This window comes from Burkholderia sp. S171 (assembly GCF_009766085.1).
In the GTDB taxonomy this organism is placed as follows: domain Bacteria; phylum Pseudomonadota; class Gammaproteobacteria; order Burkholderiales; family Burkholderiaceae; genus Caballeronia.
Window position 1 is genome coordinate 40,969 of sequence record NZ_LMUF01000052.1, and the last position, 21,057, is coordinate 62,025.

At 57.5% G+C, this 21,057-nt stretch carries 17 protein-coding genes; 6 read left to right on the forward strand and 11 right to left on the reverse strand.

The genetic code is table 11. The features are described 5' to 3' along the window. The first annotated feature begins 104 nt into the window (after positions 1-104). Positions 105-1,439, forward strand: a complete 1,335-nt coding sequence (locus GSQ93_RS29150) for a chloride channel protein (protein WP_158939130.1) — start codon at positions 105-107, stop codon at positions 1,437-1,439. A 411-nt stretch (positions 1,440-1,850) separates the two neighbouring features. Here the strand turns inward: GSQ93_RS29150 and GSQ93_RS29155 are convergent, their stop codons facing one another. Then, positions 1,851-3,212, reverse strand: a complete 1,362-nt coding sequence (locus GSQ93_RS29155; protein ID WP_158939131.1) for an MFS transporter — start codon at positions 3,210-3,212, stop codon at positions 1,851-1,853. A 469-nt stretch (positions 3,213-3,681) separates the two neighbouring features. Next, positions 3,682-4,842, reverse strand: coding sequence for a peptidyl-alpha-hydroxyglycine alpha-amidating lyase family protein (locus GSQ93_RS29160; RefSeq protein WP_158939133.1), 1,161 nt, complete (start codon positions 4,840-4,842; stop codon positions 3,682-3,684). 472 nt (positions 4,843-5,314) lie between these two features. Between GSQ93_RS29160 and GSQ93_RS29165 the strand changes: the two genes are divergently transcribed. Continuing rightward, positions 5,315-6,043: a DUF899 family protein gene (locus tag GSQ93_RS29165; RefSeq protein WP_158939134.1), complete on the forward strand. Its 729-nt coding sequence runs from the start codon at positions 5,315-5,317 to the stop codon at positions 6,041-6,043. 76 nt (positions 6,044-6,119) lie between these two features. Continuing rightward, positions 6,120-7,325: a multidrug effflux MFS transporter gene (locus tag GSQ93_RS29170; protein ID WP_158939136.1), complete on the forward strand. Its 1,206-nt coding sequence runs from the start codon at positions 6,120-6,122 to the stop codon at positions 7,323-7,325. Between the two features lie 108 nt (positions 7,326-7,433). Here the strand turns inward: GSQ93_RS29170 and GSQ93_RS29175 are convergent, their stop codons facing one another. Further along, positions 7,434-7,892 carry a hypothetical protein gene (locus GSQ93_RS29175; RefSeq protein WP_254074118.1) on the reverse strand — a complete coding sequence of 153 codons (459 nt, stop codon included), beginning with the start codon at positions 7,890-7,892 and terminating at the stop codon, positions 7,434-7,436. A gap of 904 nt (positions 7,893-8,796) precedes the next feature. On the opposite strand from GSQ93_RS29175, the gene glpK reads away from it, so the two are divergent. From glpK to GSQ93_RS29190, 3 genes are all read left to right on the forward strand, one after another. Further along, the gene (gene glpK / locus GSQ93_RS29180) at positions 8,797-10,296 is read left to right on the forward strand and encodes a glycerol kinase GlpK (RefSeq protein ID WP_158939138.1); all 1,500 of its coding nucleotides are present in this window, start codon (positions 8,797-8,799) and stop codon (positions 10,294-10,296) included. Between the two features lie 115 nt (positions 10,297-10,411). Beyond that, positions 10,412-11,272 carry an MIP/aquaporin family protein gene (locus tag GSQ93_RS29185; RefSeq protein ID WP_158939140.1) on the forward strand — a complete coding sequence of 287 codons (861 nt, stop codon included), beginning with the start codon at positions 10,412-10,414 and terminating at the stop codon, positions 11,270-11,272. 54 nt (positions 11,273-11,326) lie between these two features. Continuing rightward, the gene (locus tag GSQ93_RS29190; RefSeq protein ID WP_158939142.1) at positions 11,327-11,533 is read left to right on the forward strand and encodes a hypothetical protein; all 207 of its coding nucleotides are present in this window, start codon (positions 11,327-11,329) and stop codon (positions 11,531-11,533) included. Positions 11,534-11,555: 22 nt separating this feature from the next. Here GSQ93_RS29190 and GSQ93_RS29195 read toward each other — a convergent pair whose 3' ends face one another. The 8 genes from GSQ93_RS29195 to GSQ93_RS29230 all read right to left on the reverse strand — a co-directional run bounded on the left by GSQ93_RS29195 (position 11,556) and on the right by GSQ93_RS29230 (position 20,972). After that, positions 11,556-12,704: a hypothetical protein gene (locus GSQ93_RS29195; protein ID WP_254074119.1), complete on the reverse strand. Its 1,149-nt coding sequence runs from the start codon at positions 12,702-12,704 to the stop codon at positions 11,556-11,558. A gap of 100 nt (positions 12,705-12,804) precedes the next feature. Next, positions 12,805-13,053, reverse strand: coding sequence for a PAAR domain-containing protein (locus tag GSQ93_RS29200; protein ID WP_158939146.1), 249 nt, complete (start codon positions 13,051-13,053; stop codon positions 12,805-12,807). 95 nt (positions 13,054-13,148) lie between these two features. Then, positions 13,149-14,771, reverse strand: coding sequence for a DUF2235 domain-containing protein (locus tag GSQ93_RS29205; RefSeq protein ID WP_158939147.1), 1,623 nt, complete (start codon positions 14,769-14,771; stop codon positions 13,149-13,151). 11 nt (positions 14,772-14,782) lie between these two features. Then, positions 14,783-15,298: a DUF3304 domain-containing protein gene (locus tag GSQ93_RS38790; RefSeq protein WP_367889787.1), complete on the reverse strand. Its 516-nt coding sequence runs from the start codon at positions 15,296-15,298 to the stop codon at positions 14,783-14,785. A gap of 298 nt (positions 15,299-15,596) precedes the next feature. Beyond that, positions 15,597-16,088 (reverse strand): DUF3304 domain-containing protein, encoded by a 492-nt coding sequence (locus GSQ93_RS29215; RefSeq protein ID WP_158939150.1) that lies wholly within the window; start codon positions 16,086-16,088, stop codon positions 15,597-15,599. Next, positions 16,085-16,903 carry a DUF4123 domain-containing protein gene (locus GSQ93_RS29220; RefSeq protein ID WP_158939151.1) on the reverse strand — a complete coding sequence of 273 codons (819 nt, stop codon included), beginning with the start codon at positions 16,901-16,903 and terminating at the stop codon, positions 16,085-16,087. The genes GSQ93_RS29215 and GSQ93_RS29220 overlap by 4 nt, the downstream gene beginning before the upstream one ends. Next, positions 16,900-19,251: a type VI secretion system Vgr family protein gene (locus GSQ93_RS29225; protein WP_254074120.1), complete on the reverse strand. Its 2,352-nt coding sequence runs from the start codon at positions 19,249-19,251 to the stop codon at positions 16,900-16,902. The genes GSQ93_RS29220 and GSQ93_RS29225 overlap by 4 nt, the downstream gene beginning before the upstream one ends. Positions 19,252-20,648: 1,397 nt before the next feature. After that, complete coding sequence (locus tag GSQ93_RS29230) at positions 20,649-20,972, reverse strand: DUF4148 domain-containing protein (RefSeq protein WP_367889795.1); 324 nt, start codon at positions 20,970-20,972, stop codon at positions 20,649-20,651. Positions 20,973-21,057: the final 85 nt, after the last annotated feature.

Sequence of the window (21,057 nt, forward strand, 5' to 3'; positions counted from 1 at the left end):
AGCGGTAGATTCGGGTTCACGCTAATTGAAGTTTTTTGATTACGCTTAACCGATGGGCGCAAGGATGCTCACTCGATCCCCTTTCATACTGCTAACATTTTTCGATGCTCGCTCAACCACCTCGTCCCGGAACTCCCGGCAACCCACTGATCAGATTCGCGGTGGTCACCGTGCTTACCGGGATCGGCGCCGGCTTGGGTGGCATGGCATTAGCGCTCCTCCTGCATTTTATTCAGCACGTCGCTTACGGATACAGCATCACGCATCTGGTGGGGCACGAGAGTTTTTATGAGGGTGTAGAAGCTGCATCGGCTGGCCGGCGGGTCGCCGTGCTCGTGCTCTGCGGCCTCATTGCAGGCTGCGGCTGGTTCGTCATCTATCGCTATGGGCGGCCGCTGGTCAGCATAAAGAAGGCCGTTGCATCCGACGACCCGCGCATGCCGCCCGTCACGACGACCGCGCATGCGCTGCTGCAGATCATCACCGTTGCGCTGGGGTCGCCGCTCGGTCGCGAGGTTGCACCCCGCGAGATAGGCTCCTTGCTAGCGGGGTGGCTGTCGCACTACGCCGGCCTCACCGTCGAGCAAACCCGTTTGATGGTGGCTTGCGGAGCAGGCGCCGGGCTCGCCGCGGTGTACAACGTTCCGTTTGGCGGAGCGATCTTTGTTCTCGAAGTATTGCTCCGATCGTTCGAGCTGCGTGTCGTGATTCCTGCGCTGGTCACCTCGGTCATCGCGGCCGTGGTCGCTTGGCTCGGCCTCGGCGACGAATCGCAATACGTCGTGCCGCACTTCGGCTTGAGCGCGAACCTGGTGACATGGTCCATTGTCACTGGTCCCCTATTTGGCGTCGCCGCGTTCGCGTTCGTCCAATTGACAACGAAAGCCCGCGCGGCCGCGCCGAAGGGATGGACGTTGCCGCTTTTCTCGCTCGTCAACTTCCTGATCATCGGCTTGCTTGCGGTGTCGTTCCCGCAGATCCTCGGCAACGGCAAGACGCCTGCGCAACTGGGCTTCAGCAGTGAGCTGACCATCGGCCTTGCAGCAACGCTGCTGGTCATCAAGGTAGCCATAACCGCCGGCAGCCTGCGCGCGGGTGCCCAAGGCGGCCTGCTCACTCCGGGCATGTCTAACGGCGCGCTGTTGGCTATCGTGCTCGGCGGGGTCTGGACGTTGATGTGGCCGGGTACGCCCATGGGCGCGTTCGCGATTGTCGGCGCTACGGCCTTTCTCGCTTCATCGATGAAAATGCCGATAACAGCGCTCGTTCTCATGGTCGAGTTCACGCGTGTGGATCACGATTTCATCGTGCCCATGTTGTGCGCGGTGGCTGGATCGATCGCGACCAATCGCTTGCTTGAACTCAGGATGCAAGCGCAGCAGGCGCGGTTTTCAAACGCAAGTTCTGAGCTCAAAGGCGCGGCCGTATCGCGAGGCTGAAGCGGTTCACGCTTGGCAGGCTGGTGCCTCAAGCAACTCCGCTAGATGCGTCGCTTCGCGGCGTGTGCCGAAGCGGATCTGCTCACGGCAACTGAAGCCATTGATCCGCTAATCGCCCGGTCTGCCATGGTCCGCCGTGGTCCGCCGTGGTCCGCCGTGGTCCGCGAAGCACGCGATGTTATTTAAAATTGTTCCCGATTAATACCAATCGTTAAGCACGTTTCCGGGCAAGGCGCCTGGAACAAGTTAGTAAGGAACAGATATATGGGGAAACACCTGTTTCAAACGAAAACGCCTATGCTTGGGTCACGTCCTCGCCGGGTCCCCCTCGTCCCGGCGGACGGCGCTCCGTAAGCTTTAACCCGCGCCTTCGAGAGGGGCGCGGGTTTTTTTCATATGCCGTGCGCGCGACTAGTGCGAAACCGTTCCTATGTCACGCGCCTTGACGTTTGCGGATCGCGGTTGGACAGCTTGTTTGATCAGTAATGCGATGCATGCCACCACACCCGGTACCGCCACCACGGCAAAGATGCCATCGAAGGTGAAGTGCTGCCGGGTCAGCTCGGCCACCAGGAACGAGCCCGCAATGCCACCGAACCGGCCGATACCGAGCATCCATGCAACGCCGGTTCCGCGCCCTTGAGTGGGATAAAACGCGGCCGCTAGCGCGGGCATGGACGACTGTGCCGTGTTCATCAACACGCCCGCGGCGAACACCACGACGATCAGCAAGCTGATATTTCCGGCGGAGTGGCCGATGCAATACACGCTGACGGCGGTTAACGCATAGCATGCGGCGATAATCCGGTTCGGATTGAACCGGTCCATCAAGACTCCGCACAGTACAGCGCCAACGCCGCCAAGCGGGAACAGCGCGGAGATCAACGTAGCGCGGTGCGCGCTCAGACCCGCCTCTTTTAGCAGGATCGGCATCCAGTTGATCGATGCATAAAAGATGACGAGCCCCATGAAATAGGTCAGCCAAAGCATCACCGAGCCAACGATGTACTCCCGCGACAGCACCAACCGGATGCCGCGTTTTCCAGGCACAGCCTGAGCCTGTTCCGTCATCACGAACGAAGCGGCGTCGGCGGCGCTGCGACCAATGCGGCTAAGCGTTGCGCGAATCTTGTCGACGGGATGCGCATGCGCAACCCGGTAACGCACCGACTCAGGAAGCGCGATGAGCAGCAAGACCGCCAGCAACAGCGGAGTCGCGCCGCCTAGAAGCAGAACGCTGCGCCATCCGAAAGCGGGAATCATCCACGCCGCGAGAAAACCGCCGAACGCGGCTCCTAGCGGGAAACCGCAGAACATCAGATTGATCAGGGTGGCACGTCGGCGATCCGGACAGAACTCGCTCATGATCGTCACCGCATTTGGCATGGCCGCGCCCAGTCCGAGTCCCGTGATAAAGCGCAGTATGGTCAAGTGCGTCAGGTCGCCGGAGAAAGCGGAAGCCAGGCAGGCGACACCGAAGATCACGACCGATGCAATCAGGAGCACGCGCCGTCCCAGGCGATCGGAAAGCGGACCGGCGAGCAGCGCACCGAACGCCAGCCCGAACAACGCGGCGCTCAGCACCGGAGCAAGCGCAGGCCTGCTGATATTCCACTCAGTGATCAGGGACGGGGCGATGAACCCTATAGCGGCTGTGTCGAATCCGTCCAGCAGGACGATGACAAAGCACATTGCAAAAATCAGCCATTGAAACCCGCCGAACGGGTGCTCATTAATGAAGGTCTGAACGTCGACCGACGGACTCCTGCTCATGTCTCTTCCTTATGTTTTTGTTACGTCGTCACCGGGCGTGCTGAACGACACGAGATTGATGACTGCGTGATCGCTAAGTGCACAAAAGAGCTTAGGCTGATGAAAATTCGGTAAGCGACAAAACCGTCAGGCATGCGCTGACTTGTCCCTTGTCTTTTATCCCCTTCCTCAGTTTATACACACGGCGCTTCTGCGGCGGCGATACTAGTGGGGAGATACCGGCGTCGACTATGCGGGGCAACCCCTAGCTGCAGGCGCGCGTCTCCGGCGCTTAGCATTTGATCCGCTTCGCATAACGCTTCTCTAGCACTATCCAGGATTTGCATAGTGAATATCGCCAAGAGCGGGGTAGGTTTGCTAAAGAGCGTGCAGTTGTTTGCAACCGCTAACGACGCTTGATCACAAGCTAAAGTGGCGAGCGTCAGCCCGCCACTCCGGTGACTCAATCAACACCGCTTCAAAGCAAGCATCACGCGTGCAACACCAGCTTTTGTACGCGCCAGTTCAGGAGCTCGGCGACGAACAGCACATTCTCCGACGGACAAGCCATCTGGTGGATCCATCCGAACTGCTTCAGTTGCTTGCCTGATTCACCGAGTACACCCAGCACCTCGCCCTCGAGCGACAGCTTATAGATGCGCCCGGGGAAGGCGTCAGAGCTGTACAACACCGGGTTCGGCCCCGGCGAGATGCAGATGGCCCACGGCGAGCCGGGTGCAAACGTACCAGCGGCTATGGCTGCCTCATCCGGCGCATAACCAATCGCCGGCCTCGCACCGGGAGGCACGGGCACGTCGATAGTGAACTGGCGCTGGAAATTGCCTTCGCCATCGAACACCTGGATGCGCCGATTGCTTCGGTCGGCTACATAGACACTTCCGTTGGCATCAAGGGCAATGCTATGCGGCGTGTGGAACTGACCGGGACCCGTACCGCGCTCGCCCCAAGACTTAATCCAGTTACCGTCCTTGTCGACCTTGGCCACGCGCGAGTTGATATACCCGTCGCTGATATAGCTGTTGCCGGCAGCGTCCCAGGCCACGTCGGTCACCTGACGGAAGCGGCCCGGCTCGGCGGGAAGCGGTGGATTTGGATGCTTGAGCGGACCGGTCTCCTCATCGGCCGCCTCCTGCTTGCGGCCGAAGACCATCGCTACACGGCCGTCGGGCGCGAACTTGATCACCATGTCCGAGCCCTTGTCCGTTACCCAGACGTTGTCCTCGCGATCCACCTTGACCATATGCGCGAAAGACCAGGCATAGAGGTTGCGGCCGATCTCGCGGACGAACCGGCCGTCGGGTGCGAACTCAAGCAACTGAGCTGCTGCGGCGCCGTAGGCCGGGCCGTTCGTATTGCCTCGCGACAGCACGAAGATATGGCCTTTGGAGTTCAGCGCGACGCCCGAGCATTCGCCGAAATAGGTATCGCGCGGCAAGTGCAGTGGATTAGGGATCGAGTCGTAGGCGATGGTCCGGGTCGTACCGGTGTCGGTGTCGGCGTAGGCGGAATGCGGCAGCAAGGCGAGTGCCGCGGCGCCCTCGGCCGCGAGGGCGAGGAAACGGCGGCGGGTAAGCGCGCGGGCAGATGGATCGCCGCAGCATGGGCAGGATAGTGGATGTGCCTGGATCATTGAATCTCGCTCCTTGTTGTTCTTGACGATGGCGCTTACCGCCATGTTTATTGAACGGGACCGAAGGCGAGGTCATGCATATTAAGGACCTTTCCTGTCGTCCCCTACGCTGCCGCATAGTCTTCTCGTCATCTGAGCACGCCAGCGTGGATTTCACTATAGTGCACATCATGAAGGGGAGATGCAGAGTTCGCGTCCGCTTGACGCCGTAACTCCAAACCCGTGCCCTGATGCAGCTTCGTTTGCTTTAAGCCGCTGTAGCTGCCTGCGCATCCTTGATCTAAAAGCCTCACGTCGAGGCGTGCGTCCGGGTGAACACCGAAATAGTTAAAGCAGGCGATGTCGATTTCTCAAGGCGTCGTTCGTCATGCATTGAGGGCCACGATCCGGAATGCGCCTAGTGACGCACCGCATTGTGCCCCCATTTCTGCTCGTTCCCGTTCACTCCCCCTCAATCGCGAGGAGAGCACTCATGACTTCAGCAAATGGATCTGCACAGACGTTACAGCCGGCCGCGGCGCTGGCTCAGTCCACCCGTCGCTTCCCGGGCGAAAGTGCGCAATACCGCACCGCACGCAACGCGATGCTGGCAGAGGAGATCGAGTTGCGCCGCCACATTGAGCGTGTCGCCGCTCAGCGCCGAGCGCTTCCGCCCGGCGGCGAGGTACCGCAGGATTACCGCTTTGACGGCGAGCATGGACCGGCCACGCTCTCGCAAATCTTCGGCGATCATGACACCCTGATTACCTACAACTGGATGTTCGGTCCCACGCGCGAACGGCCTTGCCCAATGTGCACGTCATTGCTTAGTGCCTTTGACGGAGCGATGCCCGACCTCTTGCAACGCGTGGCCTTTGCAGTGATCGCCCGAGGGCCGATCGAGCGGCTGGTGGCGTTCAAGAAGGAGCGTGGCTGGCGCCACCTGCGCTTGTATTCGTCGGGCGGCAACAGCTTCAATCGCGACTACGCCAACGAAGATCCGGATGCCGGCGACAACCCTGCGTTCAACGTTTTCACGCGCTCAGGCAGTACTTTGCGCCACGCCTGGGGTGACGAGATGGGACCCCAAACGTCCGACCCCGGTCAGGACCCGCGTGGTGCACCCGACCCCATGCCGCTGTGGACCCTGCTCGACCTGACACCCGGCGGCCGCGGGTCGGACTGGTATCCGAAACTGGAATACGCCGCTGTTCCAACCTGACTCGCGCACGTGATTCGTGCACGTGACCCGGCATGACTTCGAGTACCATGCCGCCACTCTTTCCTACCGATAAATAATGACACGACGCTTTCTCCAACTTGCCATTGTCCTGGGCCTGATTACCGCCGTGGGCCCGTTTGCCATCGACATGTACCTGCCCGCCCTGCCTTCCATTGGAGGGGCGCTGCACGCTACTCCGGCCGAGGTGCAGATGAGCCTGATGGTGTTTTTCATCACGCTCGGCGTCTGCCAGCTTGTGTACGGGCCGCTCTCCGATATCTTCGGCCGCAAGATGCCGATCTATGTCGGCCTCGCGATTTTTACCATCGGCAGCGTGGGCTGCGCCTTTGCGCCGGGCATCCACGTGCTGATCGGCTTTCGCGTGCTCCAGGCGTTGGGCGCGTGTGCCGGCATGGTCGTTCCGCGGGCGATCGTGCGGGACCTTTACACCGGTCACGATGCCACCCGGCTCATGTCGCTGCTTATGCTTGTTGTGAGCGTGTCCCCGCTATTGGCGCCGCTGACCGGCAGCTTCATTATTGCTGCGTTCGGCTGGCGCGGTGTCTTCTGGGCGCTGACCGTAGCGGGTGGACTTGCCCTCGTGCTTGCGGCTACGCAGTTGAAGGAAACGCGGGAAATTCATCATCGCGCCGATAGCTCGTGGGCGAGCGCATTCGCGGGATATCGAAAGTTACTTAGTGATCCGATGTTCCTGGGTCTCACGTTTGTCGGCGCGTTCGGTGTCTCGTCGTTTTTTATCTACCTGGCAAGCGCCTCGTTCGTGATCATCAATCACTATGGCTTGTCGCCCACTATGTTCAGCTTGTGCTTCGCGCTGAATGCGGCGGCGTTTTTCGGCTTCAGCCAGTTGACTGCGCGCCTCACCGCCAAGTACGGCCTGCCGCGCGTTATTCGCGTGGCCGTTACCGGCTTCGCAATTTCGATGAGCATCGTAGCGGCGCTGTTTTTGGCGGGCGCGGACAGCCTCGCGCTGATGATGGTTTTCCTGTTTATCGGATATGGCTTCCTGGGGCTTGTATTGCCGACTTCCGCGGTGTTGTCGCTTGAGAGCCATGGGGCAATTGCGGGTACGGCTTCGGCGCTGATGGGCGCATTGCAGTTTGTCGTGGGCGCTGCGGTAATGGCCGTGTCCGGCTTGTTCGCCGATGGCGCGCCAAAGCCGATGGTGGTCGCAATCGCACTCTCCGCGTTGGTGGCGTTTGCCATCGCCCGCCTCACGCTGCGCGCCGAGAACGTAAGACTCCCAGCGGCGGCAGAATAAAAATTGTGCGGCATTGAGTGGCGCTAGTAGTCCCGAAGCCGCTCAATGCACTCGTGCAAGACACGCATGAAGAGCGGCGCCTAGGGTCTCACCTTACATTTTCGCCGTTCACTGGGCCTTGCAAAGAATCGCCGTCATCACGGGCGTGACCTCATGAACGATAGCGTCGCTGCCTATTTGATGCAGGCGGTCCCTGACGTCGTCCGACGCGCCAGTCACCACTACGCCGTAGGCCCACTCCGCGACGGGGTCTCCCTTGCCCGGTTTGAAGAGCGGATCGTCCTTCTCATAGCCGAGCACCACGAAGACCGGGAAATCGAACGCCGTCAGCTTCACGCCGTGAGTGGGCCGGAACGCGTTAATTGAATTCTTTTCGACGTGCATGGGCTTGGACTGTATTTCGCCGCTGTTCATCAGCGCGCTGATAAACACATGGCCCGTCGATTTGCAATCGAGCTGTTCTTCTACCGCGCTTGCATGTGCAGGTGTCGACAACGACCCGAGGGGCGCGAGCGCGACCACGGCGACAACCCGAATAAACTTAGTGACCTGTCTGGCGACCCGCATGGTTGGCCTCTGTTTTTATCGACATTGCATCAGCCGCGGCGAACTTTTTAGTCGCGGAGTTTCACTCTACCTGCACCGGTAAATTATTGCCGGATTGCCCCGATGCGCTTCAGCCCCGTACAAACAATCGTGATCCGGTTGCGGACGCGCTAGCCGGCACTCCGGCTTGTATTCCGTGAAACGGGGCCATCAACAGGTCAAACCTTCGCTCGCAGAGTCCCCCCATTGCGGGCGCTATTGCATGACGTGTCCGTTCTCTTGCGAACTTTCAAGAATCTTTACCGGCACCCTTTCGAGGTTTTCTACTAACTCCGATGCACGCCCCGCACCTCCGACGCTCCTCATAATGAGCCTTTACATTTTCGAATTTGTTCACTAGCATTCGAATTCGAACATTATTAGTTCGATAGATTTTCTTAATTAACATGAACCGATGACATGAATCAGGACGTAATAGCTTGTCAGTTAGCCGTCAAATGAGATATTGACGCGATCAGTATCGTGTCCGATATCGCTAGCTTGATCCAACGGTGTTCTTTTGCGAACAAATCGGGTTCGTTCCCACTTGTCTGCATCGTGCATCGGATTGACGAGCGGCGACTCGAGCGGGCGCTTTGAGGACTATGTGGGATCGTTGCCCGGAGGACCCCACTGCTTTAGCAAAACGTCCGGTATTTAATGAAATAGCGCGGTGGTTTGCGGACGAAACCACTGCTTCATCCGCTCGTTGGCTGCCCTTAGCCGAACCGCATGAAGCGGCTAGCCGGATTTAACGTCGAAAGCAAAACGTAATTTTTGTAGAGGCGCCTGTCTTACCGGAGCCGCAGTCAAAACAAGAAGTCAGCAACGTCGCAAGGCATCATGCAAGAAGCGGCGATCCATTTAAAAACCAGTGGAGAAGACAATGCAGGAGCAATACATCCTCGCGCTCGACCAGGGCACAACGAGTTCACGTGCAATGGTGTTTGATCGCCAGGGCAATGTAGTGTCCGTGGCGCAGAAGGAATTTGGCCAGATCTATCCGCAACCGGGCTGGGTCGAACACGACCCGCAGGAAATCTGGTCGACCCAGGCTGGCGTCGCCGCCGAAGCCGTCACCCGCGCAGGTCTGAACGGCGCATCCATAGCCGCTATCGGCATTACCAACCAGCGCGAGACCACCATTGTCTGGGATCGCGAAACCGGCCAGCCGATCTACAACGCCATTGTCTGGCAAGACCGCCGCACCGCCGACTTCTGCGACCAGTTGAAGGCACAGGGGCTGGAAGAAAAGGTCCGTGCCAAGACGGGCTTGCCCATTGATTCCTACTTCTCCGCGACCAAGATCCGCTGGATCCTCGACAACGTGGAAGGCGCGCGCGAGAAAGCGAAGCAAGGACGTCTTGCCTTCGGTACGGTCGATAGCTGGCTCGTATGGAATTTCACGAAACACGGCTTGCATATCACCGACGTCACCAATGCGTCGCGCACCATGCTCTTCAATATCCACACGCTCAAGTGGGATGACGAACTGCTCGACGCGCTCGATATCCCGCGCAGCATGTTGCCCGAAGTGCGTGCGTCTTCGGAGGTGTATGGCCCGACCAAGACCACGGTGTTTGCATCGAAGATTCCGCTTGCCGGCATTGCAGGCGACCAGCACGCCGCCCTCTTCGGCCAGATGTGCACAAAGTCCGGCATGGTGAAAAACACCTACGGCACCGGTTGTTTCCTCGTCATGAACACGGGCGACAAGCCGATCGAATCGCGCAACAACCTGGTCACCACCATTGCATGGCAGATCGGCGACCGGGTCAACTATGCGCTGGAAGGCAGCATCTTTATTGGTGGCGCTGTCGTGCAATGGATCCGTGATGGTCTTGGCATTATCAAGAGTGCGAATGAAATCGAAGCGCTTGCGCGCAGTGTTCCGCATAGCGACGGCGTCTATATGGTGCCCGCCTTTGCCGGCCTGGGTGCACCACACTGGAATGCACGCGCACGCGGCACGCTGTTCGGCGTGACACGTGGCACGACCTCCGGCCACATTGCTCGGGCAGCGCTGGAAAGCATCGCGTTTCAATCAATCGATGTACTGAAGGCCATGGAAGCCGACTCTGGCATCCGCATTGGCGAATTGCGCGTGGATGGCGGCGCGGTCGCCAATAACCTGCTGATGCAATTCCAGGCCGACATGCTGGGCGTGGACGTAGTCCGTCCGCAGATCAGCGAAACCACTGCGCTGGGCGCCGCTTATCTGGCCGGGCTGGCAGTCGATTACTGGAAAGACGTGGATGAACTGCAGAGCCAATGGAAGCTGGACCGTCGTTTCTCGCCGGATGTTGCGGCCGATGAGGTCAAGCGCCAGATGCACGGCTGGCAACGCGCGGTAAATGCCGCCAAGGCGTGGGCCGACGCCACCTGAGTTTCAGGTTGAACTCACGTTGAACCTGCGTTCAACGTGAGTCTCGCTGACGTCACCCTGACATCACTCTGGCCTTCTTTACTGTAACGCAGCTCTTCTTTTAGGAATCCTCTTCATGGCAGCAACTATTGCAAAGCCGACCGGCAGGCAATTTGTCGGCGAACTCATATCCGAGGCGATCGCGGTTCTTATCGTCATCGCGTTCGGTGATTCGGTGGCGTGCATGTACGTGCTATACGACCCCAGCCCGTATGTGAATGCTTACTGGGGTGTCTGCATGTCGTGGGGCTTGGCCGTGACGCTCGCCATCTATGTGACGGGCTCCATTTCGGGCACCCATGCCAACCCTGCGGTAACGCTGGCTCTTGCACTGTTCCGCGGTTTCTCGTGGAAGAAAGTGTTGCCCTACTGGGTAGCGCAGCTCATTGGCGGCATGTTGGGCGCCGTCATTGTTTATGCGCTGTTTGGGCCGGTGATCGACCATTACAACTTGATTCATCATCTGTCGCGGGCGGACGGCGGCGCAGCGGGGGTGTTCTTTACGCACCCGGGCCTGGCCATCACTCCCATGCACGCGTTCTCCGATGAAGTCATCCTGACAGCGTTCCTTTTGTTCGGGATTTTCGCCATCACCGAGCAGTTCAACGAGATGGCGCCCCAGGCAAATGCGGGTGCGCTCATGATCGGATTCCTGGTTGCAATCCTTGGGTCGTCGATGGGCTATCTGGAAGCCTGGGCAATGAATCCGGCTCGCGATCTTGGCCCGCGTTTGTTTGCGTATTTTGCAGGCTGGGGTTCTTCCGCGCTGCCTTCGCCGGACAACTACTGGTGGATTCCGGTCGTCGCTCCGTTGATAGGCGGCGTGATTGGCGGCGGTGCTTATCAGTTGCTGATTCACCCCTTCTTGCCGGCGCGCGTGCGCGCATTGCAAGCCGAGACCAATGGCGAGGACTGCGAGCAAGGACAGCGCGTTTGACAGGTTGGTAAGCTGACTTGGCGCCAAGATTGTGCAGCGGAGAAGCGCCGGACGTTGGTTCGTCCGGCGCTTCTCCGCTCAATGCGGTGTTCAATACTGTTATTTCTGCTGCTGTTTCTGCTGCTGTTTCTGCTGCTGTTTCTGCTGCTGTTTCTGCTGCTGTTTCTGCTGCTGTTTCTGCTGCTGTTTCTGCCAGCGGCAGCAACTTCTTTCGTTCTCTTGGGTGTTCAGATAGCGGCATTGGCGATCCAGTTAGTTTGACTAGAGATAGTCCTTCTCACCTTTATGCCTCAGAGCCCATCCCGTCTGCTCGCGCCACCGGCTGCACGACCACGAACCGAAGCGCGCCTTCCCGCCATGCGACCAGTTGCGCTGTATTATTTTGCGTCGCGTGCTCGATCCCCAGCGCGACGGCCAACCATCCTGCCGCATTACCGGAATACCCGAGTGTGGTGTCGAGATCGTGTATCCCGGCGAGGCCGTCCGTTTGCGAAACCCCTATCGAGAGGTCCGACAGGCTCTTGATCAACCCGGCCTTATCCAACCTCTCAAGCCCGGTCTGCCACAAATCATTGATCTTGTCGCCCGTCGTGCGCCCCCACTGCAGCGCGGTGGAAATTGGACCATCTGTCGCGTCCGAGTCAGCTTCGACAGGGCGGTGCAAAAGAGCGACTGGCTCTATGTGGCGCCGCTCGACGAGCGGTGCCCAGCCAAGCAAGAGAGCAACCGCGGCTTCCGCGCTGCTCTGAACAGACACCTCGTGCAGTTGCACTGCGACGAACAGGACGAATTTCTCCAGAGCAGGACCACCCTTGTTGTCGAGCCATTGGTCCAACGCCATCAAACCCTTATCCGTCGAGACCAACTCCGCTTTTACTGCTCGTAGTCCCGCATCGCCCCAACACGCCTGCCATGCGTTGACCAGCGCTTGTTGATCGACATCGGCCGGCAGTTGCAGACAAACCTCAATCGGTACGTCATGCGGAATAGCCTTAACACTGTCCGAGACCGAGCCAATGAGTTCCCTGAAACAAGCGCGATAGCGTCCGGGATCATCGTCGTCGCCGGCTAGCGACAGCGAGGAGAGTGGGAAGGCATCACTGCCATCCGGAGATGTTTGAAGTTCCAGCGCTGCTGCCGCCCGATCCAATGTGGATGCTACGTCGCGACTCCCCGCCCCCGTCAGATAGGCATAGCGGACTACTGAAAGTGGATCACTCGCAAATTCCAAAGCGGTCGCCCTGTCCATCCGCAGGATTTCGTTGTCTGCATCAATGCGCTGGTTTTCCTGCTCGTAGTAGCAGGACCGAAGTCCAAATGCGCTAGTGCATGCGAGAAAGGGAAATATGAGCAGCCGCACCCAGAACCAAGCGGTTCCGGTAGGCTCATTTTCGGGCCACGTGAGCAGCGTGCTGACGACCCCAATGACCATGGATACCACAAGCAAGCACAGCCACAGGACAAGCCTCGGCGGTGACGGACGTGGCTCGGGCGACTCTGCGGGAGGAAGCGTTACTGGCATCGAGATGGAGTCAGAGCAAACCGGCAATCAAACGACAGTCGCACACCGTGCGGTCTCCGCGACGCGCTACGTGTGCGTCACTATTTGCGATTGTTTCGTCTTCTTCGATGATGACGTTGGATTTGACGTCATGTTGCGGGCGAATTGCTTCGTCGCTTTTTCGGGCGACAAAACGGTTACGGAAGCGCATCGTGGTCGAAGCGCCGATGACGTTGCCATCGTGATGGGTTGCGTCGCTAAACCTGCTCAAATCTATCATTGCAATCTCATTTTTCTAACTGACCCAAAGGGCCGGGGTTACTGCAAGTGCGCGCAACCATAATGACTATGAAAAGCAATAGTTGATGACGTCCTCTAGGCAAGCGCTTCATCTTTTTCTGTCGGCGTTGACCTCTCCGCAAAATTCCTGTTTTTTTCCGGCTCGCAACCGACGTCGCCGAAGTACATCATTCGCCAGTTCTCGAGTTGCGAAAGATCCTTGCCGAAACCTGCTATCGAATCGTGAACCAGGTAGTCAAAGAAGTTGAGCGCGGTTTGCCGTTCGCTGTCTGAACCGGTAAGCAGCGAGACATCTTCATATGCCATGGAAAGCGTCGCTTCGCGCAGAGTTAGCGTCTTGCCGTTCAGCTTGCGGTCATTTTCCCTCCCCATCGACTTATTAACAGAAAGCCCGTTTTCGTTGACCCGCAAAACTTCACGCAATAGGTCAGACGCCTGTTGACCGTTGCCCGCCTGCGTCAACACATCCCTCGCCTGCCGGACACGTGCTTTTGCGGCGTCCCCGCCGGTGAAATTGGCGAGATAACCTCGGGCGACGTAGAGCTGGCGAAGATGATCGGACGTCGCCTTTTCTATCGGCCCACCGGCTTGAGCTTTTCTTTGATAGCTGTCGAAAAGACTCACTGTCTTAGGGGAAAGATCAAAAGATGCCTGCACACTTTTCGGTAGCCCGGAAATTCCTTGCAATGGGACGCCCGCCACTCGGGCAGCGCGATACATATGCAATAGAGGTATCTGACTTAGCTTCTCGCTATCCAGAAGTGCTCTAGTTTGTTCTCCCGGTGCGTATCCCCCTCCAACATCCGAATGAACGCCCGGATACACAACCTCAGATGTGTTATTCGGGTAGTGCTTTCCGTCGCGCACTGAATCCAAAGGAAACGAGTCACGCACTTCATGGGCGGCTACATAGTGAATGCACTGCTCAACCATCGTGGGGATTTTTAGGTTTCCTGCCCAGGCGTAGTGACCGTCTTTCGGCACAAGCTGCAACACGGCCCCAAACCAAAGAGCGGCGGTACCAAGGGAAGCATACACAACCGGGCTTTGGTCGAACACCTTTGCGCTTGCCGGCAACCCTGCCGATGCGACGGTATCGAACAACCCCATGAAGTAAAGCCGAATTGGGTAACCCTGATAGCGCCAGCCACCGTCTGCGCCGTCTTGCTGACGACATGCCGACGCGAGGCGAACCGCGAAGGCGCGAGCGAGCGCTGCGCCCCGAGAAAAACCGAACAGTGACACATTGATCAGCCTAATCGGCTGTTTCGGATTCGTCGCGCGCGCCTTTGCCTTCACGATTCGTTTGTCGAACTGATCGCGAGCGTACTGCAGACGCTTTTCGCCGCCGGCCCCGAAAGCGCCGCCCAACGTGCTTTCAGTCTTTTCACCAATCGCGTCGAAGGATGTCCCTAAACCGTTGATATAAATTGCATACCGCCCGCCACTCTCATCATCGACTACATGTGTAGAGGCCAACCTTGCCACATTGCTGTGCTTGGACCGAGGTGTATCGACGACCCGATTGTTACCGGTGCCGTCGAAAAAAAGTGAAATCCAGATCGACTGAGAGCAATCCGGGATGCCGGGCCTTTGATCGGGATCAAGGCAAGCCATCGCCACGGCACGCTGCTCACGCTCCGTTTTCGTAAGCGGCCGAAGTCCCGCCTCACCGGGAATTTTGGTGTCATCCAACATAGCTTATTCCTCTATCTCGCGAAGGTAGAACGTGTTTGCAGTTTGAGCCTTGGCGGCGATGGGCCGTCCGCCCCCGAAATGGCCGCCTCAATGTGCTGATCAGGATAAAAGTGAATTTCCAGATAGCTGGGATCTGGAGGAATCGGTCCCGTGACTTGAATCCTCGTTGTTGTGTAATTTCCTGCGGGTTCGATTTCTTTTCGTGGGCGATAGGTTTCAAGCGCGTCCCTTCTGTATCGCACATCGATCCAGAAGGGTGTCTTGGTGCGTCTAGTCATAGTGACGCAACATGACACCCCTCCCCCCCCAGACGTCTCACTACTGAGAAAAAGGTTTCCCCCGGACTGCTCATTGGCCGAGAAATCTGCGATTGCCCTATCCGTGTAGTTGTACCTCTTAATACCCAGCATGTAGGGATCCTTATTACATCCGAACAAGCCCATAAGGGTTAGTAAAATAAACGTTACGACCGAATATCGTTTGACATTTTTTTTCATTTTTGTATTTCCCAGGTTCTTTCCGTGCATTACGCAACACCGCTCTCTCGCGGTCAGCTAGCAACAACGCACCCGTTCGTCTGTGGATCCGAAAGAGTCGTTACATTGATGTGTTGGGACGTCGGTTATATTCTCGTGCTGGTTATTTCCCGTACCGTCAAGAAACAATGAAAGCCAAAGTGATTGAGAACAATTCAAGATCTCAGACATCTTGCGGGGATCAATACATGCCATCACCTCCGCACATTGCTGACGTTCAACTGCTGTCAGCGGACGCAGCCCCGCCGAAGGGGGAGTCTGAGTGTGTCTAGCATAGTTGGAGGTGTCTCTAGCGGACAAAGGGAAGACGCCGCTCAAGTTTCAGTCTTGGCGGCAACGGGCCGTTGGCCCCCGAAATGGTGGCCTCAATGTGGTGGTCAGGGTAAAAGTGGATCCCCAGATAGCTTGGATCAGGAGGAATAGGACCTTTGACCTCGACCCGTGCTTTCATATATTTTCCCGAAGGCTCGATGATCTTTCTGGGGGGAAATGATTCAAGCGCACTCATTTTGTACTCGATATCAATCCAGAGGGGTGTCTTTATGTCTCCGCCAAGGACAACGCAGCATGACGTTTTTCCGCCGCCTGCAGTTGGCGTGCTGAGTTCAACATTGCTACCCGCTGCACCGTTCACTGCAAAATCGGCGATCGCCCGATCGGTGTAGTTGTAGCCCATGATCCCAAGCATGTAGGGATCTTTCGCACAACCCGACAGGCTCACGAGTGTGAGCAAACCGGCTATGGCAGCCAAAACCCACCTGATAACCATCATCACTTTCATTCCGTCTCCGATCTTTCTTGCGCACTGAGCAGCGCCTCTCTCACGCGATCGGCCAACAACAAGGCACTGTTACGTTCGTCTCCTGAAGCCCCTGCGAGCGACTCTTCGCAGATCCGGTAGCGGGTACGCGCGTCAAAAGCTGCAAGCAGGTCGTCGTCGGTCATGCCGAGCGAATAGAGAACAGAGTCGGCCAGCCCAGCGTCGATAAACGCCACAGCTTGTTGCTCATCGAGATCGAGCGGCGCACGATACGAATCGGCTGTTGCGTTATCGCCAACGATTCTCTGCAGACTCCCGTACCGATCGATATACCACCACTCATTTACCAAGCACAAGTAAGCACAGCGCTGTTCTACCGAAAGCGTACGATCGAGCACGGCAAGCGATCGAGTGTCGAAGAACTTCATCTGCCATTCGCTGCGGTCAGCGCACGTCACGTCGAGCCGCTCGCGAAGTCCTGTGACAAGATCACCGAGCGGAAATTGTGAAAACAGAAAAGAGACACCGCGAAAGTCGTCCACACAGCAACGTGCAAGCTTGGTCAGCAAGCTCGCTGGCTTCGATGCCCCTGGAGCAATACGAACCAGATAGGGGCCGTATTGATCACGCCGGTCTTCGGAATGCGCGTCGAATATCAGTGACAGCCGTTGATCCGCTGTATCGTGTCCAAGCCACTGTCTCAACTCGCGGTATAACTGCGGGTACGCAACGCCATAGATCAAGGCACATGTTTGCAGACCCGGAGTGGCGACCTGGAATTCGTGAATTGCCAACGCCAGCGCTTCCGACTCAAGCTCGAGTTTTGTATTTGTCATTTCGTGCCTAGCAAAGCGCCCTGGGAGAATTCAGCAAGCAGACAGGGGACACAAATTGACTTCGGAAGCAGCGGCAATATCGGTTGCATCGAGACCGGGCCGGGCTTGTCCCATTTGGCACACTTTTCCAGAATGACGCCTGGAGTGCCATTCTCGATCCGGTCGCTATTGATGCGGATATACGAGCCGCCCGCGCCGATCCAAACCTCCTTCGCCGCCGACAGGACGAGCCTGCCGTCAGTGCTGGTAATCGTGACGTCCTTTAGCGCAGCCAGCGCAATCTCATCGCTTTGAGCCTGGATCTCCACCTTGCCCTTGGCCGCGAAGAGCTTCATGCCGAGTTTCTGCGCGAACAACGATATCGCATCACCAGCCGCCACCGTGAATTTCTTCCGTACCCCGATATCCGCTGATCCACCCGCATTGACCGCTAAATTGTCGTGAGTCGCGAGTTGCAGATGCTGACCGCTGGTCAACGCAATGCCCTGAGGAGCAGATAGCAGGATCACAGCCTGCTGAAGCCGGTCCAGGCGCTGCTCGAGAAACTGACGTTGCTCATCGACTTCCGCCATGTGTGCTTGTGCAGCCTGGGCGGTCTGCGTCAATGCCTGCATCAACGCGAGTGCGTCCTCAAGGTGTGCCTTCGCGCTGGTCATGTCGAGTTGCTTGCCGTTTGCTGCAGGCTGCGCTTCCGCAGTGACAAGCACGCCCTTTGCGCCGCGCACTGCCACGTGCTCGTCACTACGAAACTCTCCGCCTAACCCCCTTTGCTTGCGCTCACCATCGACCATATGCCCAAGATTCAGCTGACTCGCCTGGAACGGCGTCATCAGATGCACGTGCTCGTTACCTTCCCTATCCTCCATCCGCATTGTGTTTCCAGCGGCCGTGATAATGAGGTTCCGGGTATGGTTCAGGTTGTTGACCAGATCCGGATGCAGGCTGTCGTGCATAGCGCCGATAATGACCGGCCGATTGGGATTTCCTCCTGTGAAAATAATTGCGACTTCCGCCCCGTCGATCAACGGGAAGTGGTGCCCGTAGCTATTGCCGCTGTACGGCTTAGCCAGCCGAACCGGCCGGCTCGTGCCCCCCGGACTCCACTCGTCAAGGTCGAAAGGCAGCTTGATCACATACAAGCCTTCCGGCGTCAAATACGCGCGCCTGTAATTGCCGGGCGAGGTAACCCGCGCCGGCAGGATGCCGCTAATGACCGGCTGCGCACTCGAGTCCACAGGCGTGCGCCAGACACGGTCTGACGGTATCGCCGAGAACGTATTGGAGTAAGCGTGATCGCGCCCACCGCTCGACTCCACCGACACAATGAAAAATCCATGCGGCGCGTCTTCAGGGTTCCGATCAAGCCGCAGCACCTCGCCCGCTTCCAGCGCGAACGCGTTGCCCGTGCCCGTATAGGTAATCTGTTGCGCCAGATGTGCCTCATGGCGCAGCCGTGCGAGACGCTGGCCCTCCTCCGGCGTTTCGTAGTGCTCACCCCATTGTGAGTCGACCGCGTTCGTCGTTTTGTCGTCACGCGCGGTGTTTACCTCGACGAGCAGCGACACGCCTGCCTCGCGATGGTTGTAGTCATTCAGTTGTACCGCCTCGGGCACGCGCCGCGTGTGCCTTTCAAGCGACTTGATGGCCTCGGCGCCAGCGCTTTCGAGCCCGGCGTCGCGCCGAAATGGCACGATGCGTTGATTGCGTGCGTAAGCGTCGAGGTCGTCACCGAAGATCATGACCTCGCGCTCATTCGTATGCTCGAAGCGAAACCACATGCCCTCTTCAGCCATGATGCGCTGGATGAACGCGATTGTGGTCTCGTGGTATTGCGTCACGTAGGCATGACGCTTGTATTGCGCGCGCAGTTTGAATGCGAAGTCGACGCCCTCGCGAAGCCCGTGGTGTCGCAGCGTGGCGGTAATGATCTCCTGCGCCGACTGCTTCTGGAACAGCCGGCTCTTGGCGCCGCGCCCAAGGTCCGCCACGCGCGGTTTGATCACGAGCTTGTAGCGCGTCTGGTCGGCTGACGTCTCGAACTGATCGAACTCCGTGACAATGCCATGGATAGTCAGCGCTGCCGGCATCTCGCTGAACTTCTCCGCGTTCTCCCCAAACATCTTGCGCAAGTACTCAGCGTTTGGATCGAAGGGATCGGTCGTAAACTTCACGGGTCGACCCAACACCTGGTCCATCGCGATGTCGCAGATTGGACTTGTCAGCTCAACTTCATAGCGATACAACTCGCTTACTGCGGCGTACCCGCTGAACTTTAGCACCGAGAGCGGCGCAGGATGCGGCGCCAACTTGATCGCATAGGCCTGGGACGGCATAACCATTGACCCCATGAATACCCCCGTTAACACAGACGACATACGTCGGAACGCATAGGCACGCGTCCCGGGAAATTTCACGCGAAAAGCTATTCAATTAGCATTCCGTAAAATCCGGATCAGGGTGAACAGAAATGAGTGCGGACGCGCGCTCGTCGGCATGCGGTTTCGCTCTTATTTCACGGGACAGACCTATCGGTCCGCATCGACTGGAGGCTCAGTTATGAAGGCTCCGAAACCTGATCCAAAATCTTTACAGACCCGTATTAAACATTGCAGTCCTACATTAAGTCAAAGAGTCTCCGACAATCAAACCGTCATAAATTGTCGCGAGCGTTCGCGAGACTGCAAGGGAAGATGGGGCATTGGAATTATTGAAATCCCATGTCCCGTGAAATTTGTCAAATGGACAAGTTGTCAAGATAAGTTTAACTTGAGCGGAAGATGTCCGAATAGCCCCGCCAGCCTTCCACTAGCGGATAGTTACGGGTCTCGTTTTTTAGAAAATAAATGCAAATATTTCTATTCTTCGTCTGATCGTTGAACTCAAGCGATCTCATAAATTTTCTATTGTTCTGAGATAGAGGTCACGAAGGCGGAATCAATGCTCGCATCTCAAATTGCGTGGTAAGTGTTAAGTTGTGTGAATAGAATCGGACCTGTATGAATCCGTCGCCCATGGCCTACATCTGATGAGCCCATTCTGAACGCTCATCAAAGCTTATCGACGTGTGTTTAAGGGAGGCGAAATCTCGTTGCTGAAATTGCAGGATAAAGGGCATACCACTGCTTAATACCCTGCAACTTCCGAGGAGATGCGGAAGGCTCCGAAACCTCGCGGAAGTGAGCGAGATTTTTGTCAGCCGCTGCTTTTAGAGATCAATTCAAAGCGTCCTCTGATTCGCTTGACTTGATTTTCCGTACGAAGCGAATCCTGCTGCGGAGAGCCCAGCGACAAGAACAAGCTGTATGCCCTTCATGCACCACGATGTGAATATCTGGCGAAAGGAAAGATTTGGATGCCGTACGCATGGACTTGCTGCGACTCAGGCTCTGGAGCAAACGGCAATCTGAAGTGGTATCGCCCTGAAGTGCCGATTGCGGATCGCGGCTACAAGGGGGCGATCGAGTCGGCCATCGGCGACGTGAACGGATGGCGAACTCGATCGTAATAAGCTCAAAGGCGCATTGGGCGATCCCATACACGCGGTACTGCCCAACGTCGGCCATGACCTCAAATAAAGATAATTGTCAGGAAGTCGCGATTTTTCACGCCCTTAGCAGAGCCCGCGTTTATTCTGACCCTGTCGCTGAACTCGGCCGCCCGCGTGCGTCCCTACAGATTAAATCCGCGGCTGGCCAAGCGCTATCCCGCTAAAGCCCCAAAAAAATCCTCCTACCCACCATCCAGATCACTGCCCTTTGTACACCGGGACCACAGTAGGTCCGCTCGTCGGCGACTGCGACATTGACGTTCCATTGTCCGTAGCGCCACCGTAACCAGTAGCGGTGTCTCCTGAATGGACGCGTGCTTCAGCGGCCTGAATATCATTCGGATAGAAAGCGTCCTGCGAGTTCGGGCGCCATCCCGCATTCTCGACCTGGATGAGATCGGCGCGCACCTGGGCACGCGTGACGGGCTGATCCGTGGTTTGGGCGAACGTAACAGCGGGAGCAGCCAGGACCAGAGCAAGTGTTGTGCAGATCAGTGCTTTCATGATGAGTAGCCTCTTTATAAAGTGGCTTCACTCTCAATGAATGAAGTCCATGCTTCATCGTCCGGTAAGCGATGGTAAGCAGGTTCATTCTGCGCGGCATGCG

Excerpts from the sequence above, each read along its gene's own strand:
- GSQ93_RS29150 (WP_158939130.1), top strand. The coding sequence starts at position 105 with ATGCTCGCTCAACCACCTCGTCCCGGAACTCCCGGCAACCCACTGATC.
- GSQ93_RS29155 (WP_158939131.1), bottom strand. The coding sequence starts at position 3,212 with ATGAGCAGGAGTCCGTCGGTCGACGTTCAGACCTTCATTAATGAGCAC.
- GSQ93_RS29160 (WP_158939133.1), bottom strand. The coding sequence starts at position 4,842 with ATGATCCAGGCACATCCACTATCCTGCCCATGCTGCGGCGATCCATCT.
- GSQ93_RS29165 (WP_158939134.1), top strand. The coding sequence starts at position 5,315 with ATGACTTCAGCAAATGGATCTGCACAGACGTTACAGCCGGCCGCGGCG.
- GSQ93_RS29170 (WP_158939136.1), top strand. The coding sequence starts at position 6,120 with ATGACACGACGCTTTCTCCAACTTGCCATTGTCCTGGGCCTGATTACC.
- GSQ93_RS29175 (WP_254074118.1), bottom strand. The coding sequence starts at position 7,892 with ATGCGGGTCGCCAGACAGGTCACTAAGTTTATTCGGGTTGTCGCCGTG.
- glpK (WP_158939138.1), top strand. The coding sequence starts at position 8,797 with ATGCAGGAGCAATACATCCTCGCGCTCGACCAGGGCACAACGAGTTCA.
- GSQ93_RS29185 (WP_158939140.1), top strand. The coding sequence starts at position 10,412 with ATGGCAGCAACTATTGCAAAGCCGACCGGCAGGCAATTTGTCGGCGAA.
- GSQ93_RS29195 (WP_254074119.1), bottom strand. The coding sequence starts at position 12,704 with ATGGTCATTGGGGTCGTCAGCACGCTGCTCACGTGGCCCGAAAATGAG.
- GSQ93_RS29200 (WP_158939146.1), bottom strand. The coding sequence starts at position 13,053 with ATGATAGATTTGAGCAGGTTTAGCGACGCAACCCATCACGATGGCAAC.
- GSQ93_RS29205 (WP_158939147.1), bottom strand. The coding sequence starts at position 14,771 with ATGTTGGATGACACCAAAATTCCCGGTGAGGCGGGACTTCGGCCGCTT.
- GSQ93_RS38790 (WP_367889787.1), bottom strand. The coding sequence starts at position 15,298 with ATGCACGGAAAGAACCTGGGAAATACAAAAATGAAAAAAAATGTCAAA.
- GSQ93_RS29215 (WP_158939150.1), bottom strand. The coding sequence starts at position 16,088 with ATGAAAGTGATGATGGTTATCAGGTGGGTTTTGGCTGCCATAGCCGGT.
- GSQ93_RS29220 (WP_158939151.1), bottom strand. The coding sequence starts at position 16,903 with ATGACAAATACAAAACTCGAGCTTGAGTCGGAAGCGCTGGCGTTGGCA.
- GSQ93_RS29225 (WP_254074120.1), bottom strand. The coding sequence starts at position 19,251 with ATGGGGTCAATGGTTATGCCGTCCCAGGCCTATGCGATCAAGTTGGCG.